At 72.4% G+C, this 17263-nt stretch carries 13 protein-coding genes and 2 pseudogenes; 5 read left to right on the top strand and 10 right to left on the bottom strand.

What is annotated here, in order from left to right:
- Positions 1–4: 4 nt before the first annotated feature.
- Complete coding sequence (locus HEP85_RS05380; protein WP_168526653.1) at positions 5–529, bottom strand: ATP-binding protein; 525 nt, start codon at positions 527–529, stop codon at positions 5–7.
- A 253-nt stretch (positions 530–782) separates the two neighbouring features.
- Positions 783–1106 (bottom strand): hypothetical protein, encoded by a 324-nt coding sequence (locus HEP85_RS05375; protein ID WP_168526651.1) that lies wholly within the window; start codon positions 1104–1106, stop codon positions 783–785.
- A gap of 363 nt (positions 1107–1469) precedes the next feature.
- On the opposite strand from HEP85_RS05375, the gene HEP85_RS05370 reads away from it, so the two are divergent.
- Positions 1470–2594, top strand: a complete 1125-nt coding sequence (locus tag HEP85_RS05370) for a PLP-dependent cysteine synthase family protein (protein WP_168526649.1) — start codon at positions 1470–1472, stop codon at positions 2592–2594.
- 143 nt (positions 2595–2737) lie between these two features.
- Here the strand turns inward: HEP85_RS05370 and HEP85_RS05365 are convergent, their stop codons facing one another.
- Positions 2738–3217, bottom strand: coding sequence for an SRPBCC family protein (locus HEP85_RS05365; RefSeq protein WP_168526647.1), 480 nt, complete (start codon positions 3215–3217; stop codon positions 2738–2740).
- 111 nt (positions 3218–3328) lie between these two features.
- Entirely contained in the window at positions 3329–4159 is an 831-nt protein-coding gene (locus HEP85_RS05360) for a DeoR/GlpR family DNA-binding transcription regulator (protein ID WP_168526645.1), read from the bottom strand.
- Between the two features lie 404 nt (positions 4160–4563).
- Between HEP85_RS05360 and HEP85_RS05355 the strand changes: the two genes are divergently transcribed.
- Complete coding sequence (locus tag HEP85_RS05355) at positions 4564–6840, top strand: hypothetical protein (protein ID WP_369658108.1); 2277 nt, start codon at positions 4564–4566, stop codon at positions 6838–6840.
- On the opposite strand, the gene HEP85_RS05350 is transcribed toward HEP85_RS05355, so the two are convergent.
- The 4 genes and pseudogenes from HEP85_RS05350 to HEP85_RS05335 form a co-directional block, all read right to left on the bottom strand.
- Positions 6810–9239 (bottom strand): right-handed parallel beta-helix repeat-containing protein, encoded by a 2430-nt coding sequence (locus HEP85_RS05350; protein WP_168526641.1) that lies wholly within the window; start codon positions 9237–9239, stop codon positions 6810–6812. The two genes, HEP85_RS05355 and HEP85_RS05350, sit on opposite strands and share 31 nt — an antisense overlap.
- 158 nt (positions 9240–9397) lie before the next feature.
- Complete coding sequence (locus tag HEP85_RS05345; RefSeq protein WP_168526639.1) at positions 9398–10003, bottom strand: hypothetical protein; 606 nt, start codon at positions 10001–10003, stop codon at positions 9398–9400.
- Between the two features lie 215 nt (positions 10004–10218).
- Complete coding sequence (locus HEP85_RS05340; protein ID WP_168526637.1) at positions 10219–11046, bottom strand: MOSC domain-containing protein; 828 nt, start codon at positions 11044–11046, stop codon at positions 10219–10221.
- Between the two features lie 44 nt (positions 11047–11090).
- Positions 11091–11536 (bottom strand): annotated as a pseudogene (locus tag HEP85_RS05335) (DUF6643 family protein).
- Positions 11537–11835: 299 nt separating this feature from the next.
- Between HEP85_RS05335 and HEP85_RS05330 the strand changes: the two are divergent.
- A pseudogene (locus HEP85_RS05330) lies at positions 11836–13187 on the top strand (TerD family protein).
- A 4-nt stretch (positions 13188–13191) separates the two neighbouring features.
- Here the strand turns inward: HEP85_RS05330 and HEP85_RS05325 are convergent.
- Positions 13192–14367: a glycosyltransferase gene (locus tag HEP85_RS05325; RefSeq protein ID WP_168526631.1), complete on the bottom strand. Its 1176-nt coding sequence runs from the start codon at positions 14365–14367 to the stop codon at positions 13192–13194.
- A 58-nt stretch (positions 14368–14425) separates the two neighbouring features.
- Here HEP85_RS05325 and HEP85_RS05320 point away from each other — a divergent pair, with 58 nt between their 5' ends.
- Both HEP85_RS05320 and HEP85_RS05315 read left to right on the top strand, forming a co-directional pair.
- On the top strand, positions 14426–15211 hold the full coding sequence (locus HEP85_RS05320; protein WP_369657608.1) for a glutamate racemase: 786 nt from the start codon (positions 14426–14428) through the stop codon (positions 15209–15211).
- Between the two features lie 106 nt (positions 15212–15317).
- Positions 15318–15863 carry a hypothetical protein gene (locus HEP85_RS05315; RefSeq protein WP_168526629.1) on the top strand — a complete coding sequence of 182 codons (546 nt, stop codon included), beginning with the start codon at positions 15318–15320 and terminating at the stop codon, positions 15861–15863.
- A gap of 63 nt (positions 15864–15926) precedes the next feature.
- Here HEP85_RS05315 and HEP85_RS05310 read toward each other — a convergent pair whose 3' ends face one another.
- Positions 15927–17000 carry an O-antigen ligase family protein gene (locus HEP85_RS05310; protein WP_369657607.1) on the bottom strand — a complete coding sequence of 358 codons (1074 nt, stop codon included), beginning with the start codon at positions 16998–17000 and terminating at the stop codon, positions 15927–15929.
- Between the last annotated feature and the right edge of the window lie 263 nt (positions 17001–17263).

Below are 17263 nucleotides of genomic sequence, written 5' to 3'. Positions count from 1 at the left end.
CCGGTCAGCCGACAACGGCCGACCGGGCGGGAGCGTGTTCGGTCCTGCGCCCGTCCAACGGGTCGACGGCGTGCCGGAGGGTGGGCTCGCGGAGCGTGTCGTACGGCGCGAGGACGGGCGCCGCCACCGCGGGCGAGGGCGCCGGAAGGCTGAACCACACGACCTTGCCCGACTCCCCGTCCGGTCGCACGCCCCAGCTCTCGCTGACGGCGGCGACCATCGCCAGGCCCCGCCCGCCGGTGGCGGTGGGGCCGGCGTCCCGCAGTTCGGGCAGGCGGGGGTCGTGGTCGTGCACCGAGACCGTGAGCCGGTCGAGCAGCAGCTCGATCTCCACGGTGCACACCTTGTCCGGCTGGGCGTGCAGGTGAACGTTGGTCAGCAGTTCGGTCACGCCGAGCGCGGCCCGGTCGATCAAGGGGTCCAGATGCCAGTAGCGCAATTGCGCAGAAACGATTCTGCGGACCTGGCCGATCCGCGACGGCAGGGCTTGGAGCTCCACCGTGCAATGCCTGTTCGGCTGGCTGATCACGGCTGCGACTCCCCGAATTGAGGTCCGGAAGAAGGCGGAGATCGAATCCAGCAGAGTGGCTGAGTGGGGCAGCCGCCTGCTGTGGTGACCGGCGGCTGGTTCGCAGCGTTATCGCCGGTAAACCCAGAGTGATGTGAGAACAGCGTGACTCAGAGGGTGCCGTCCCGCAACTCGCGGCACGTTCGGCGGACACGGCCCGCGCGCCGGGCCGTCGCGTGGCCGGAGCGAAGGGGCTCCCGTCACGGCCACCACGTCAGCCGCTGCTCCCCGCCGCCCTGCGTACCGCCTCGATGAACCGGCGAGCCGAAGGCGGACCCGGTTTTCCTGGCGCGGGATCGTGCTCGCCGAGCGTGAGCGAGTAGCGCGTGCCGTTGACGTCCGCCAACGCCCGGTCCTCGGGCGCGAACCAGGGCCGTGAGGCCCGCACCGCCTGCACCGGGGCACTGTCGATCTCGCTGCCGTAGCTGGTGAGCAGCTCCAGCCTGCCGTCGCTGATCCTGACCTGTCCGGCCCGGGTGAGCGAGCGCAGCCTCTTCCCGATCCGCACGCCCGTGGCCGTGAACTCCGGCTCCGCCATGATGCCCCGCCCCCTTGTGCGCCTCGGCTGTGCCCTGTCCCGGATCCCGCGCGGGCGGCGGTCCGGTGTGCGCACCCGGTGCGGGAGTGTCGTCCCGTGCGGTGCGGTCGGACGCGGGCAGCGTCCCGTGCGGTGCAGTCTGCCCGCAGGCAGCGGCGAGCACCAGTGCGCACGACGAGGTGACAGCGGGGACGGGAGCACTCGCCCGGGTGCGCCCCCATCGCTTCGGACATCCTGCCCCAGGGGTGCCTTTGAGCCGCTCAAAGACGTGTTTATGCAGGTGAGAAGCGTGTGCAAGGTGTCTATGATCGGGGCGTCCGACCATCTGAACCGGCGTCGGCGCGATGCGTAAGGAGCCCCGCCGTGAGCAGCCCTCAGCAGATCCGGACCGGCGAAACCCTCGACGTCGACCACAGCGACGCGCGGTACCGGACCTGGCTCAAAGAGGCCGTCCGCAAGGTGCACGCCGACGCGAACCGCTCGGCCGACACGCACCTGCTGCGCTTCCCGCTGCCCGAGGCGTGGGGCATCGACCTGTATCTGAAGGACGAGTCGACCCACCCCACCGGGAGCCTCAAGCACCGGCTCGCCCGTTCGCTCTTCCTCTACGGCCTGTGCAACGGCTGGATCCGTCCGGGCCGTCCCGTGATCGAGGCGTCCAGCGGCTCGACGGCCGTCTCCGAGGCGTACTTCGCGAAGCTCGTCGGAGTGCCCTTCATCGCGGTGATGCCGCGCACGACGAGCGCCGAGAAGTGCCGCCTGATCGAGTTCCACGGCGGCCAGTGCCACTTCGTGGACGACTCCCGCAGGATGTACGAGGAGTCCGCCGCCCTCGCGATCGAGACCGGCGGCCACTACATGGACCAGTTCACCTACGCGGAACGTGCCACGGACTGGCGCGGGAACAACAACATCGCCGAATCCATCTTCCGGCAGCTGGAGTTGGAACGTTTCCCGGAGCCCGCGTGGATCGTCGCCACGGCCGGCACCGGCGGCACCTCGGCGACCCTCGCGCGCTACGTCCACTACATGCAGTACGACACCCGCATCTGCGTCGCCGACCCGGAGAACTCGTGCTTCTTCGAGGGCTGGACCACCGGCGATCCGGACGTCACCTGCGACTGCGGCTCGCGGATCGAGGGCATCGGCAGACCCCGGATGGAACCGAGTTTCGTACCCGGCGCCATCGACCGGATGATGAAGGTACCCGACGCCGCGACCGTGGCGGCCGTACGGGCATTGGAACAGGCCATCGGACGCAAGGCGGGCGGTTCGACCGGCACCGGCCTGTGGAGTGCGCTGAAGATCGTCGCCGAGATGGTGACCGAGGGACGCAACGGCAGCGTCGTGACCCTGCTGTGCGACCCGGGGGACCGGTATCTGGACAAGTACTACTCGGACACGTGGCTGGCCGACCAGGGCCTGGACATCACGCCCTACACGGCCGCCATCGCGTCACTCCTGAAGACGGGCGTCTGGCCCGACTGAACCCGCGTCGCGTACGCGGGCCGGGCGTACCGTCGCAACGGGCAACGGGCAACGGGCAACGGGCAACGGGCAACGGGCAACGGGCAACGGGCAACGGGCAACGCGCAACGGGCAACGCGCAACAGGCGACGTACACGCCGGATTTACGGGGGTGCCGGCGCCAGCCGCCGGTCCAGCGCCGTGACCGCGTCCCGGAAGGCCCGGCCGAGGCCCGCCCGGCCCACCTTCAGAGCCACCCGGAAGGGAGCCGTCCCGTCGGCGGCGAAGGTCCACTGGACCCGCGTGCCCCTCCCGGCCGGCGTCAGCCGCCACTCCTCGACCAGGGCACGGGCGCCGGGCGCGTTCGTGACGTCCACCCGGTACGCGTACACCTCGGGGGCCCTGGACACGAGCACGGTCTCCTGGAAGCGGGTGCCGCCACGGAGCCGGACCTCACGCCCGGTGCCGTCCCCGCTCGGCCGGGCGAGCGTCACGGCCGAGAACCACTCGCTCCAGCCGGACACGTCCTCGGCCAGAGCCCGGAAGACGGCCCCGGGGGGAGCGGTCATCTCGCGGGCGAAGACCAGACGCAGGGGAGCGGTCCCGGCGAATTCGGGACCCACCGGGCGCAGACGGCGTGCCATGGACGAAACCCCCCTGATGGGAACGGAGTCCCGGGCGCGGGCGGCCAGGGACCGGAGCGCACCCGTACCGCCGACCGCCGCACGAGCAGCGCCACCTTAGCTGGCGGCCCGTCAGATGTCTGTACCGTCCGCCGGCTCACCGGCCACCACGAGGTGTGTCGGGTGTTCGGCGATCTCCGCGCGTGCCTCGGCCGACAGCCCGGCGTCCGTCACCAGCGTGTCGACCTGCTCCAGCGCGGCGAACGAACTCAGCCCCACCGTGCCCCACTTGGTGTGGTCGGCGACCACCACGACACGCCGTGCGGACTGCACCAGCCGCCGGTTGGTCTCCGCCTCCGCCAGGTTCGGTGTGGACAGGCCCGCCTCCACGGATATCCCGTGCACCCCCAGGAACAGCACGTCGAAGTGGAGCGCGGCGATGGCCTGGTCGGCCACCGGACCGACGAGCGAGTCGGACGGTGTACGCACCCCGCCGGTCAGGACGACCGTGGCCGCGCCCTGCCGCTGACCGGAGACGCGCTGCGCGGCATGGAACACGTCGGCCACCCGCACCGAGTTGGTGACCACGGTCAGATCCGGCACGTCCAGGAGCCGATGGGCCAGCGCGTACGTCGTCGTACCGCCCGAGAGCGCGATCGCGGTGCCCGGCGCGACCAACTCGGCGGCGGCCCGCGCGATGTCCTCCTTGGCGGTCAGCTCCAGGCCCGACTTGGCCTCGAAACCCGGCTCGTGCGTACTCGCCTCGGCCACCGGCACCGCACCGCCGTGCACCTTCTCCACCACGCCCTGGCGCGCGAGAGCGTCGAGATCGCGGCGGACCGTCATGTCGGAGACCCCGAGCTTGCGCGTCAGTTCGTTCACCCTGACGCCGCCCCGGCGCCTCACCTCGTCGAGGATCAGGGCTCGACGCTGCTCCGCGAGGAGGTTCTGATTCTCACTCACGTCCGCTCCGGTCCTTTCGTCCGACCTGCCCGACACTCCGTCCGAACCCACTCCCACGTGGCCATTCTCCCTCTCCGAGGCCTGCAGGACGACCCATCCTCGCACGGGGCACCGACAGTCGCGCCACTCCCTGTGAGGTCTCCGTTCCTCTCCCTGCGCGGTGCTGTCACACATATCGGGGAGATTCCGTGACCATCGGTGCGGGCGCGGTCCCCGGTCGAGATCCTTGTGCCTGCCCATGACACAGGTGACGGACGCGGCACGGGGGAAGAACAGAGACTGTGGAGCACGCACGGGAACAGACCTCGGCGGGAGAGCTCACCGGCCCCGCACAACGGCCCGAAGCGGCCGACACCGCCCTCGAACTCCTGGTCCACGGAGTCGGCGGCACCACACCCGAGGAGATGCTGGACGACCCGCGCACGGTGCGGATCAGCGGCGACGAGGTCGCGGCCGTCCACCGTCGCCGCGAAGACGCCGACGCGGAGCGGCGTCCCGACGACTACCGCGGCAGACCGGTCCCCGAGGCCTATGTGTGGTGCAACCTCACCTCCGGCAACGGCACCCGTGCCCTGTGGCTGTTGCTGCTGCCCTTCATGGTCGTCAACCTCGCGCACTGGATGCGCCCCGCCGGCCGTGGCCGCCGCGGCGCGGTCCGGCTGTACGGTCTGCTCGTCCGGCTGACCGGGCTCACCCTGACCGTGCTGCTGGTCGCCGCGGCGTGCGAGGTCGCCCTCGACCTGGCCGCCTGGCAGTGCGCGGGCACGCGCGCGTGCGCCGAGGAACACTCCTGGCTGGCCTTCCTCTCCCCGGACCTGTCCCACGACGGCTGGTGGAGCCGGCCCGGCCGCCGCCTCGCCCTGGCCTGCCTGGTGCCCACGGCCCTGACCTGCCTGCTGTGGTACCTGTCCCACCGCACCTGGAGCGCGTACGAGTCCCAGCAGCCGGTGTCCCGCGCGGCCGAACCCGAGGAGGAGACCGACCCCACCGCGCTCGCCCGCCCCGGCTTCTGGTACGGGCGCCGCCTGGTGGCCCGGCTGCGTGCCGCGCACACCGCCGCGGGTCTGCTGACGGTCGGCGCGGCGGTCGGCGGCCCCGCGGCCCGCTTCGACAGCGAGGCCGGAGGGCCCGTCCTGCTCGGTTTCCTGGGCCAGTTGCTGTACACGGCCCTCGCCGTCGGCGCGTTCGTCGTGCTGTGGGTGGTCTGCCGCCGCGGCCGCAGCGAGCACCGGCTCGACCGGGAACTGGACGCGACACTCGTGCGGGCGCTGCCCTTGGGCGCGATCGTCCTGCTCGTCCTCACGCTGCTGTACGCCGGGTGGTCACGGCCCGGCTGGCAGTCGACGGGCCGGCTTCCCGGCGACGTGGTCTTCGGCGGCCTCGCCCTCGCGCAGGGCCTGCTCGTCATCGCGCTCGGTGTGGTGGCCCGCGTCCTGTACCGCGCCCTCCCGCGGGGCGTCGGTGCCGCGCGAACAGGGGACACCCCCGACGGCACGCGCACGGCCATGCGCGGTCTGGCCGGACCCGCCGTCGCGATGCTGGCCTGCGCGCTGGGCGGTGTGATGTCCGGCGGAGTCGCCCAACGCGTCGCCGACTGGCTGGACGGCACCCAGGGTTCGCTGCCGGGTCCGCCCGTCCTGCTGACCTGGCAGGCTTCCGTGATCCCGCCGGCGCTGCTCGTGCTCCTCGGGCTCTGCGGCCGACTCGCCCTGCGGACCTGGCGTCTGCGCGCCCGCGAGATGCGCGCGGTGGATCGCGACTACCGGGGAGAGCCCAAGGACGGCGCCCGCACCCGCCGCATCGCCGGCACCCGCGCCGTGGCCGCCCTCACCGACCAGGCACCCCTTGTCGTCGGGGTCACCTCGCTCGTGACGTTGCTCCTGGCCTCCGGAGCCCTGGTGGGCGCGCTGACGACCGGCGACACGCCGACCCGGGCGGCGCGAGGGTCGTACGCCTTCGTACACGGCGCCGCCGAAACCGCGCAGTCCCTCGGATCCTGGCTGATCGGCCTCGGCTTCATACTGCTCGTCACCTCCGGCCGGCGCGCCTACAAGGACCCCGCGGCCCGCCGTACCATCGGCATCCTCTGGGACGTCGGCACCTTCTGGCCGCGCGCCGCCCACCCCTTCGCGCCGCCCTGCTACGCCGAGCGCGCCGTGCCGGACCTGACCTGGCGCATGGTCACCTGGACCCGCGCCACCGGCGGACGCCTCGTGCTGTCCGGGCACTCCCAGGGCAGCGTTCTGGCGGCCGCCGCGGCCTGGCAGCTGAAGCCCTCGGTCCGCGGACGGGTCGCCCTGCTCACCTACGGCTCACCGCTGGAACGGCTCTACGGGCGCTGGTTCCCCGCCCACTTCGGGCCGGCGGCCCTCGCCTCGCTGCACCGCGAGGTCGACTGCTGGCGCAATCTGTACCGGCTCACCGACCCCATCGGCGGCCCCGTACGCCTGCCCGGGGACTGCGGTCCCCAGGTCGACCGCGCGCCCCTGGAGGACCCGCTCGTCTACGGACGCACCCTGGAGCACCCTCTGCCGGCTCCGATCCTCGGACACTCCGACTACCAGTCGGATCCGGCCTTCGCGGAGGAGCGGGAACGCCTGCTGGCGCGGTTGCGGCACGAGGTGCCGGGCCCGCGTCCCGACGGCGACGCTCAGGGCAGCTCCGGAAGATCGTCCGCGTAGAGCAGGGTCAGATCGTCCGTGTTCGGTTCGTCGAGCTGGGCGACCCGGCCCGCGTGCCGCTCGACCATCGCCTCGAAGGTCTGCCGCGCGGTGCGGCCGTTGCCGAAAGCGGGTCCCTTGGGGATGGCCGTGAAGTACTTGAGCAGTGCCTCGGACGCGCCGGGCCCGAGGCTGTACTCGTGCTCCTCGGCCTGCTGCTCCACGATCCGCAGGAGTTCCTCGGGGAGGTAGTCGCTGAAGGTGATGGTCCGCGAGAAGCGGGACGCCACACCGGGGTTGACCGTGAGGAAGCGCTCCATCTCGGCCGTGTAGCCCGCGACGATCACGACGACCGCGTCCCGGTGGTCCTCCATCAGCTTGACGAGGGTGTCGATGGCCTCGCGGCCGAAGTCGCGTCCTGAGTCCTCCGGCGACAGCGCGTACGCCTCGTCGATGAAGAGCACACCGCCACGCGCGCGGTCGAAGGCTTCCTGGGTGCGGATCGCCGTGGAGCCGATGTGCTCGCCGACCAGGTCCACGCGGGACACCTCGACCAGATGTCCCTTCTCCAGGACACCGAGCGAGGCGAGGATCTCGCCGTACAGCCGGGCGACCGTCGTCTTGCCGGTGCCGGGGGAGCCCGTGAAGACCAGATGGCGCCGCGCCGAGGCCGCCTTGAGACCCGCCTCCTGACGCCGGCGGCCCACCTCGATCATGTCGGTGAGGGCCCGCACCTCGCGCTTGACGCTCTCCAGGCCCACCAGCGTGTCGAGTTCGCCGAGGACGGCCTTGGAGGAGCGGGCGGGCTCCTCGGGCTGGGGGGAACCGGTGGGCGACTCCTGCTCGGTGGTGCGCTGGCCCGGGATCGCGCCCAGCAGACCGGCGGACGGACCGGACGTCTGTACGGCCGTCTCGGGGGCCGGGGACCGCGCTCCGGCGCTTTCGTCGCTCGTGCAGTCCTCGACGACCGGGCCGCCGCCCGCGGTGTTGCCGCCGTCGGCGAACTCGTAGCCGCCGCGCGCGCACCGCTCCGTACGGCACTTCTTCAGCGTCGCGCGGCAGCCGTCGATGACATGGAAGCCGTAGCCCCCGCTGCCCGTCACGCGGCAGTGGTGGAAGCTGCCGCGCCCGCCCGCCGACACGTAGAAGCCCGCTTCCGCGGGGGAGTCGACCGTGCAGCGCTCGATGGTGGGGTCGGCGCCCTTGGTGACGATGACACCGGTCTGGGTGCCGTCGACGGTGCAGCCGGACAGCGTTCCGCCGCTTCCGTGGTCACGGAACCAGGCGCCCGTCGCGGCGTCGCGGATGCGGCAGTCGTCGAGCTGCGCGGTGGCGCCGTCGCTCACCGAGACGGCCGTGTTGCGTACTTGGGAGAGGTCGCTGTCGACGACGTCCACGCGTGAACCGCGGTCGAGGACGAACAGGGCGTCCGGCACGTCGTGCACCCGGCACGACTCCAGTACGGCGGTGGCGCCGTCGCTGACCCAGACCGCGGGGTAGTCGCCCGTACTGTCGAAGATCTCGCACTGGTTGGCGTCCACACGGGTGCCCGGGTCCCACACCGACAGGCCGTTGCGCCCGAACTTGCGGACGGTGGTGCGGGTGAGGGTGAGGACCGAGCGGGAGCGCAGATCGACCGCGTTCTCCGGGATGTCGTGGATGCGGCAGTCGGCGAGCGTGAGCACCGCGTCCGTGTCCAGCGTGACGCCGTCCGAGGTCGTACGGTGCACATCGCAGTCGGTGAGGTGGGCGGCGGCCCGCCCGGTGATCTGCACGCCGGAGCCCTTGACCTCGTAGACCTCGCAACCGACCGCCTCCAGCGAGGAGTTCTCACCGGTCGCCGACAGGCCCGCGCCGGAGGTGTGGTGCACCCGGCAGCGCTCCAGGCGGGGGCGGCCGCCGCCGCGTACCGCGATGCCCGACTGCCCGGCCGCGACGATCTCGCACTCCTCGAACACCCCGCCGCCGCCGTCGAGTACGGCGATGCCGACGCCGGCCGGATTGTCGACCGTGCAGCGGCGCACGGTCGGACGTGCGCCACCGCGTACCTCGATGCCGGCCGAGGACCGGGTGACGATCCGCATGTCCAGCAGCTCCGGGGTGCCCTCCTCGACGAGCAGCGCGGGCGCGGCCGAGTCCTGGCCCTCCACGTGCAGGTCCTGGACGACGGCGGAGGCACGGACGGTCAACGGCACGCCGTCCACGGGCGCGATGCGCACGGAGCCGGGCGAGCCCTCGGGGCCGCGCAGTGTCACCGCGCGCTGGACGACGAGGTTCTCCCGGTACGTACCGGGGGCGACGGTGAGTACGTCGCCGTCGGCGGCCGCTTCCAGGGCCGCGGCCAGTGATGCGTACTCTCCCGTGCGGCGCCGCCACCGCGAGGTGCCGGTGTGCGTCACCTGGACCGTGCCCTGTGCCATGGCGCTGTTCTGCCCCCACCTCGTCGTACGCGGGTCCTGCGAGGCCGTGCTGAAACGCCGTCGCGATCAAGAACAGCTTCTCACGACGATGCCGAACAGTCCGGCCGTCCCACCGTAGCGTGCGCGGGGACAGTGGGTTGACCGGAGCGGGAAGGCGGTCAGCTGCCGGTGCCCGTCCTGCCCCAGTCCGGGCCCGCCCGGTCCCATGCCTGATCCCAACGGGCGTACCGGCCAAGGACCATGCGCCAGACGATCAGACGCCGTGCGGCCTCCAGCAGCACCACGGTCATGAGGGCCGCGGCGACCCCCGCCAGCACCGCGTGCGTCGTCGCGGTGACAGTGTCCAGGGGGCGGCCGACCAGTCGGCCGTGCCGGTCGGTCCAGATCGGGAAATGGTCGCCCCGGTGCGGGGACCTGAGCACCGTGATCACCTTGCCTTGGTGCGCGGAGCCGTCCGGGGCCCTCCAGCCGGCGAGGACGCGGCTGCGCGGGTCCTGCGCCGACGAGGCCTCGGGGTCGGGCTCAAGCGGGGCGCGCGTCAGCTTCCTGACCACGGTGGCCACCACCTCGTGCCGGGCCCTGTGCTGGTCCCGGACGGACTGCTGGAGGGCGTGCTCGGCGGCGGCTCCGGCGGCCACGCCGGTCAGGGGAGCGACGACGGCGATCAGCAGGAGGGCCAGCAGCGCCAGCCAGGCCTCGGCCAGATCGGTCCTGCGGCGCAGCGGATTGCGCCGCCAGCGCCAGAGCCCGCCGATTGTGCGCATGACCGCGCACCCCCTTCCGCCCTCCGCGTCCGTGATGACCCCCGGCGGAGCCGTTCACCCGTGGACCGGGGAAGGAGAGAGTGACATCACCCCTCCCGCGGTCCTCTCATGAACTTCTCACACAGCCTCAACGACCGTGCCCGGGGCTCGGGTTCCCGCGTGCGGGGCTCGGGCGCGACAGGATCGGAAGGGTGACCGGAAACCGATCGCGCCGGTCAGGAGACGACCGTGACCGGATCGCCGACGCGCACGATGCCGGTGGACTCCGGCACCAGGTTCTGTCCGAAGATCAGCTGGGACCCGAAGCGGCGATGACGCCCGAGCGTGCGCAGGGGTTCCCGGCCGCGCTCGGCGGTGTCCTGGTCGGTGGTGGTCACGACGCAGCGGCCGCACATCTTGGCTACCCGGAAGGCGACCTCACCGATGGTGACGCGGGTCCAGTCGTCCTCGGCCCAGGCCGTGGTACCCGCCACCACCACGTTCGGCCGGAATCGGTTCATCGGGAGCGGGCCCTCGTGGGCGCGGTCACCTTGGGCGATCAAGGAGTTGAGCGCGTCCAGCGAGGCGAGGGTGGTGAGCAGCAGCGGATAGCCGTCCGCGAAGCTGACGGTCTCGCCCGGACGTCCGTGCTCCGGGTCCACGGGCCTGCGGGTGGCGGGGTCGTCCATGTGGACGAGGCGCGTCTCGGACCCCAGGTACTCGCTGCACCAGACATGCGCGGCGGCGCCGGCGAGGACCGCCTCGACCTTGTCGCCGAAGAGGTCCAGTGTGGCCCTGTCCGCGGTGGTCGGATCCGGCACCGGGACGCTGAGTGACGCACGGCCGGGAGCGGACAGCCGAACGCCGCCGGGCACCAGCTCGGCGGCGGCCTGCGCCAGGCGTGGCTGCTGGCGCTGGGTGACGACCTTTCCCCCGTCGTCGATCAGCGCCCAGCGCCGGTCCCCGGCCAGTCCCCAGGGCTCCACCACGGCGTCCCGTGGCGCCTGGCCACGGAACGCCTTGACCGGATGGACGTGGATCGAGTGCAGCTCCGCGTTCCCCATGACGCCATCGTGCCAGTAGGCGCCGACCATCCCGCCCTAAGGCCTCAGTAGCCGCGGTACTGCTGGTTGTTGTACGGGTCCTGGTACGGAGCCGGGGCGGGGCGGGGAGAGGCGGGGCGCATCGCCTCGTAGCCGGTGCTTAAGCCGCCATCGGGCGCTGGGGCTGCTGCTGGGGGCCCGGGTAGCCGCGCGGGGCGCCGGCCTGCTGCGGGATGTACGGAGCGGGGGCCTGCTGCAGCGGGGACGGCTGCTGGGCCTGCGGGTAGCCGCCGTAGGCGGGGACCTGGTGGGAAGGTCCGGCCGGCAGGGCCGGGAGTGCCGACGGGAGCGCGGGCAGGTAGCTGCTGCTCGTGTCGTAGGCGGCGGGAACCCGGATCGGGGCGATCTGGGGGGTGCCCCGCTCGGCGACGAGCGAGTCGTAGATCGGGGTGTCCGGGAAGGACGGCGCGGAGTAGTAACCGCCGCCATAGGTGGAGCGGGGGGAGGTCATGGGACATAAGTTAAGCCCACGATGTGCTGGTTGGGGAGACCGATAAGAGGGTTGTTTTCCGTGTCGGCGACACCTCGGGATCCCCAATGCGAGCGAACTCGGCAAAAAAGGGCGCCAAACCGGGTTCAGATCGTGTAAAGGCCGAGTTCCCAAGGGGTTACCGGGGGTTGACCATGGGTCTTCCGAGGCAGTCCGGGCGCTTCCCGGCCCCGGGGGAATAGGTTGGTCGGCAACGGGTCGGAGAGGCGGCCCGGGGGCACGGCCTGGCGCGGTGACACGTGATGGGGGCGGACATGACAATGTCTAAAGGATCAAATGTTCCGGTGCCGACGAGTGCGCTGCGCGTCGAAATGGGCTGGAGTTCGGGCCCCGGGGTGCCCGACGCGGACGCGTCGGCGCTGCTGCTCGTCTCCGGGAAGGTGCGTTCCGACAGAGACTTCGTGTTCTACAACCAGCCGGCGCACTCCTCCGGCGCCGTGCGGCACGAAGGCAAGCGTGACGCGGGCGGCCAGGTGACCGACACGCTGCTCGTCGACCTCGCGCGCGTGGAGCCCGCCATCGAGACCGTGGTGCTGGCCGCCTCCGCCGACGGCGGCACCTTCGGGCAGGTGCCCGGCCTGCACGTCCGGGTGCTCGACGCGGGCCGGGGCACGGAGATCGCCCGCTTCGACAGCAGGGACGCGACGGTCGAAACGGCCTTCGTGCTGGGGGAGTTCTACCGGCGTCAGGGCGCCTGGAAGTTCCGCGCGGTCGGGCAGGGGTACGGCAGCGGCCTGGAGGGCCTGGCCACGGACTACGGGATCACGGTGGACGAGCCGCAGCACACGGCGCCGCCCGCCGCGGTGCCTCCCACTCCGCTGCCCTCTCCCTCTCGGCCGGCTGCTCCAGTACCCGCCGCCTCCCGGCCGCCCGAGCCCGGCACGCGTGTGGCCGGTCCGCCCCCGCCGGTCGCTTTGCCCGCCACGATGACGCCCCCCACGCAGCCTCCGCCGCCCGCCCCGCCCCAGGCCCCGGTGCGTCTGTCCAAGGTCACCCTCACCAAAGAGGCCCCTCGGTGTCGCTGGCCAAACAGGGCGGAACCTCCGGTTCCATGCGGGTGAACCTCAACTGGCAGGTACGCAAACAGTTCTCGGGGTGGGGCAGCAAACGGGGCCGGGCCGTCGCGATGCACGCGGACCTCGACCTCGACCTGTGCGCCCTCTACGAACTGTCCGACGGCCGCAAGGGAGTCGTCCAGGCGCTCGGCAACGCCTTCGGAGCGCTCCACCAGCCGCCGTACATCCACCTCGACGGCGACGACCGCACCGGTGCCGTCGAGAGCGGCGAGAACCTCACCATCAACCTCGACAAGCGCCAGAGTTTCCGGCGCATCCTCATCTTCGTGACCATCTACGAAGGGGCACGCTCCTTCGCCGACCTGCACGCCACGGTCACCCTCCAGCCGACGAACGGCGCACCGGTCGACTTCTCGCTCGACGAGTGCACCGTGCCCTCGACCGTCTGCGCCCTCGCTCTGATCACCAACAGCGGCGGCGACCTGATCGTCCAGCGCGAGGCCCGCTACCTCGTGCCCGAACGCGGCGTGAGCCCGCAGCGCACCGTCGACCACGTCTACGGGTGGGGCATGAACTGGACGCCCGGCAGGAAGTGAGCGGTCAGCGCTCGTCGAGCGCGGTGTCGGGCCGGGCGTAGGTGCGGCCCTTCCAGGCCGCGCCGCGCCCCCTGTAGTGCTGCACCGCGGAATCGACCGTCATGAGGAGGTACAGGAACGCGGTGACCGGCAGCAGCGGAGCGAGCCACCAGGGCTGCCGGTAGTAGCGCAGCATCGGCAGATACGTCGCCGTCATCAGCAGCCACGCGAGCCCTCCGGCCGCCGTGACAACCGTGCTCCCCACCACCAGGCCGGTGACGAGCGCGAGCGGCGGCACCAGGTAGACGACGGCGAGGCCGATGACCGTCCCCAGGAGCAGCGACGGGTTGTGCCGCAGCTGGGCGTACGCGCTGCGCGAGACCATGCGCCACAGGTCGTGCAGCCGCGGGTAGGGGCGCACACTGTCCACCCGCTCGGCGAGCCCCAGCCAGATGTGACCGCCGACGCCCTTGACCGCCCGAGCGAGCGCCACGTCGTCGATGACGGCGTGCCGGATGGCGTCCGGAATCCGCGCCCGCTCGGCGGCGTCGGCGCGCAGCAGCACACAGCCACCGGCCGCGGCCGCCGTGCGTGAACCCCGCGTCGCGATCCACCGGAAGGGATACAGCTGGGCGAAGAAGTAGACGAACGCGGGCACGACGAGCCGCTCCCACACGCTCGCCACTCTCAGCCGCGCCATCTGGGAGACGAGGTCGAAACCGCCGGTGTGCGCCGCGGCCACCAGCGTCCGCAGACTGTCGGGCGCATGGGCGATGTCCGCGTCCGTCAGCAGCAGGTACACGGGCTCGCGCGTGCGGGCCAGGACGATGCCGTGCCGTACGGCCCAGAGCTTGCCGGTCCAGCCCGCGGGCGGCTCCCCGGGCGAGTCGACGGTCAGCGGGAGCCCGCCGTGCGCGCGAGCCAGTTCACGGGCCAGCTCCCCGGTGCCGTCCGAGCTGCCGTCGTCGACGAGGAAGACCTCGGCCCGTCCCGGATAGTCCTGCGCGAGGAGGGTCGGCAGGCTCGCGGGCAGGACACCCGCCTCGTCGCGTGCGGGGACGACGACACAGACGGACGGCCAGTCGTCCGGCTCCCGGCGCGGTGGCAACCGCAGATCCGTACGCCAGAAGAAGCCCTGGCCGAGCAGCAGCCACAGCCAGGCGGCCAGTGATCCCACGGCGGTCCACGCGACGGCACTCACGCGCGGCAGTCTGCCCCACCCCGGGGGCCCGTCGGGGCGGATCGTCTATGGTGACCGGGTGAAGATCGCGCTCATGGACTCCGGAATCGGACTGCTCGCCGCTGCCACCGCGGTACGTCGACTGCGGCCCGACGCCGATCTCGTCCTGTCCTCGGCGCCCGACACCATGCCCTGGGGACCCCTTGCGCCCCAGGACGTGACCGAGCGCGCGCTCGCGGTCGCCGAGGCGGCGGCCGGACACCACCCCGACGCGCTGATCGTCGCCTGCAACACCGCCTCCGTGCACGCGCTGCCCGCCCTGCGTGCCCGCCTGGAGCCGGCTGTGCCCGTGATCGGCACGGTCCCGGCGATCAAGCCGGCCGCGGCCGGAGGCGGTCCCGTCGCGATCTGGGCCACTCCCGCCACCACCGGCAGCCCGTACCAGCGGGGACTCATCCGTGAGTTCGCCGAGGGGGTGGCCGTCACCGAGGTGCCGTGCCCCGGGCTCGCCGACGCCGTGGAGCACGGGGACCAGGCGGGCATCGACGCCGCGATCGCCGCGGCCGCCGCCCGGACCCCCGACGATGTAAGGGCCGTCGTCCTGGGGTGCACCCATTACGAGCTGGTCGCCGAACGGATCCGCGCGGCCGTGCAGCGGCCCGGCCTCCCGCCGCTCGTCCTGCACGCCTCCGCCGGTGCGGTCGCCGCGCAGGCGCTGCGCAGGATCGGCGCGTTCCCGGACCCGGGAGCGGCCGCCGACGGCACCGTCACCGTACTTCTCAGCGGCCGGGTGGGGGTTCTGCCCGAGCCCGCGCTGGAGTACGGGGAGGGCCGCCTCCTGCAGGCGGTCAGCCCCGCCCGCTGACCGCCTGTCACCGCTCGGGCGCCCTCCGTCCGCGGACCGTCCGGCCGGAGCGGTGACGCTCTGCGAGCCGGTGCCCGCGCTGCGGAACATGAGTAGTCTCTTAGACATGAGGGACCACCCCCACGGCGAATACATCCCGCACTCCGATGTCTGGACCGGGCGGGCGACCAATCGCGTCCAGTGGCTTCCGGCGCTCGCCGGCGCCGCCTGTATCGCTCTCGGCATCGAGCTGGCCGTCGAGTCCACATGGACCTCGGGCGTCGCCGCGCTCGCCATGTCCGTCGTCGGCTGCATCGCCGCGGGACTGCTCGTCCTGTTCGGCACGCTCGCCTTCGTGCACGTCGCCGTGAAGGTCGACAAGGACTGCCTCGAAGTGCGCTGCGGTCACGTCGGTCTGCCCCGGCGCCGCATCCCGCTCTCGGAGGTGGTCGGCGCCGACTTCGCGCCCAGCGTCACTCCGTGGCAGTGGGGCGGCTGGGGCTACCGCTGGCGTCCCGAGAAAGGCACCGCTGTCATCGTCCGGCGCGGCGAGGGCATGGTGCTCAGACTCGGCGACGGCCATACGTTCACCATCACGGTGGACAACGCGGAGGCGGCCGTACGGGTGATCCGGGACAGGCTGCGGCCGGCGACCCCCGGCGCCGTGATCTGATCCGGCACGCCTGTCAGGCCCGTGCGCCCGTACGGGCACGGGATCGGGGTGTGCCTTGCGGGTTCACGGTTCGAGCCGGTGCTCCCAGAGATGGTCGTCCTCCCGCAGGACCTGCTCCGGACACCCGTCCGCCAACGGCCGTGCCGTCGCGAGCCCCGCGAGCAGCCCCGCGCCGGCCGTCACCGTGGTGAAACTCAGCGTGTTGCCCACCGACGCGATCACGGCCAGAGCGGTCAGGCCCGCCCCCGCCGTCAGCACGATCGCCGTGGACTGCGGAGACCGCCAGAGTGAGTAGAGGACCCAGCAGAAGAGCAAGGCGAGCAGCAGAGCGCCGACCACGCCCTGCTCGGCCACCTGCTGCAGTACGGCGGAGTGGGGCTTGCCGTCGGGCAGCGGCGCCAGCGCGATCGTCGGGCTGAGCTCTCCATAGCGGCCCGGACCCACTCCCAGTGCCGGATTCCTGCCGACCAGATGGAGCGCGTCCTGCCAGAGCAGCACCCGGTGCTCGGTGAGCTGACCTTCGAGGGAGGCGGTCAGCCCGTCCGGGAGGGCGTCCTCGGCGACGGCCCAGGTCGTCGACGTGACCAGGGCCGCGGTGAGCGCGAAGGCTCCGAGGCCGAGGCCGCGGAGCCGCACGCGGTCGGCGGCGAGCGAGCACAGCAGCACCCCGGCGCCGAGGGCGCATCCCGCGGCCGAGCCGAGGACCGCGGCAGTCACCGTGATCCCGACGGCCAGCAGGCGCAGCGCGAGCCGCAGCGCCGGCGGGCGCGCCGCCCGGGCCGCGCAGCACGCCGCAGCGATCGACAGGGTCAGCAGTGCGGCCAGGGCACCGGTGTGCCCGAGCGGCGCCGTCATCTGCGGGCCCGGGGTGGTGTACCGCTCGGTGAGGGCGAGGCCGAGTCCGACGAGAGCCCCGGCGCAGGGGGCGGCGACCGGCGCGACCGCGCCCAGGATCCGGCCCGAGGCGTAGCCGGCGGCCATCGCGAGCACCGCAAGCAGGACGCCCTCGGGGCGTCCGTCGTGCACGGCCGCAGTGATCAGTGACCAGACCGCGCAGGCACCGAGCACGATCACGCCCGCCGCGTCCGAAACGTTTCGTCTCTCGTTCGCGGACGTCGCACCGGCCGTGGACGTCATCCCTGTGGAACCCACCCCGTCGCCCCCCGACCTGTGACGGACCCCGACCATCGCGGCCACATCCGGCCACGTCGGAGGTTCGGGCACACCGTAACGGCTGATGCGCCGGTTTGTGGATGACTTGCGCAGAAAAACGACGCATCGGACGGGCGGCGAGCGGCGCCCGGGACGAGTGGGCCGTCTCCGGGGCGGCGCGGAACCCAGGGCCGGGGCCGACCGGGAACAACGGGAGCTTCAGGAGCCCGCCGACGGACCGTGCTTGT

This window comes from Streptomyces sp. RPA4-2 (assembly GCF_012273515.2).
In the GTDB taxonomy this organism is placed as follows: domain Bacteria; phylum Actinomycetota; class Actinomycetes; order Streptomycetales; family Streptomycetaceae; genus Streptomyces; species Streptomyces kaempferi.
This window is presented reverse-complemented; position numbering and strand designations above follow the sequence as displayed.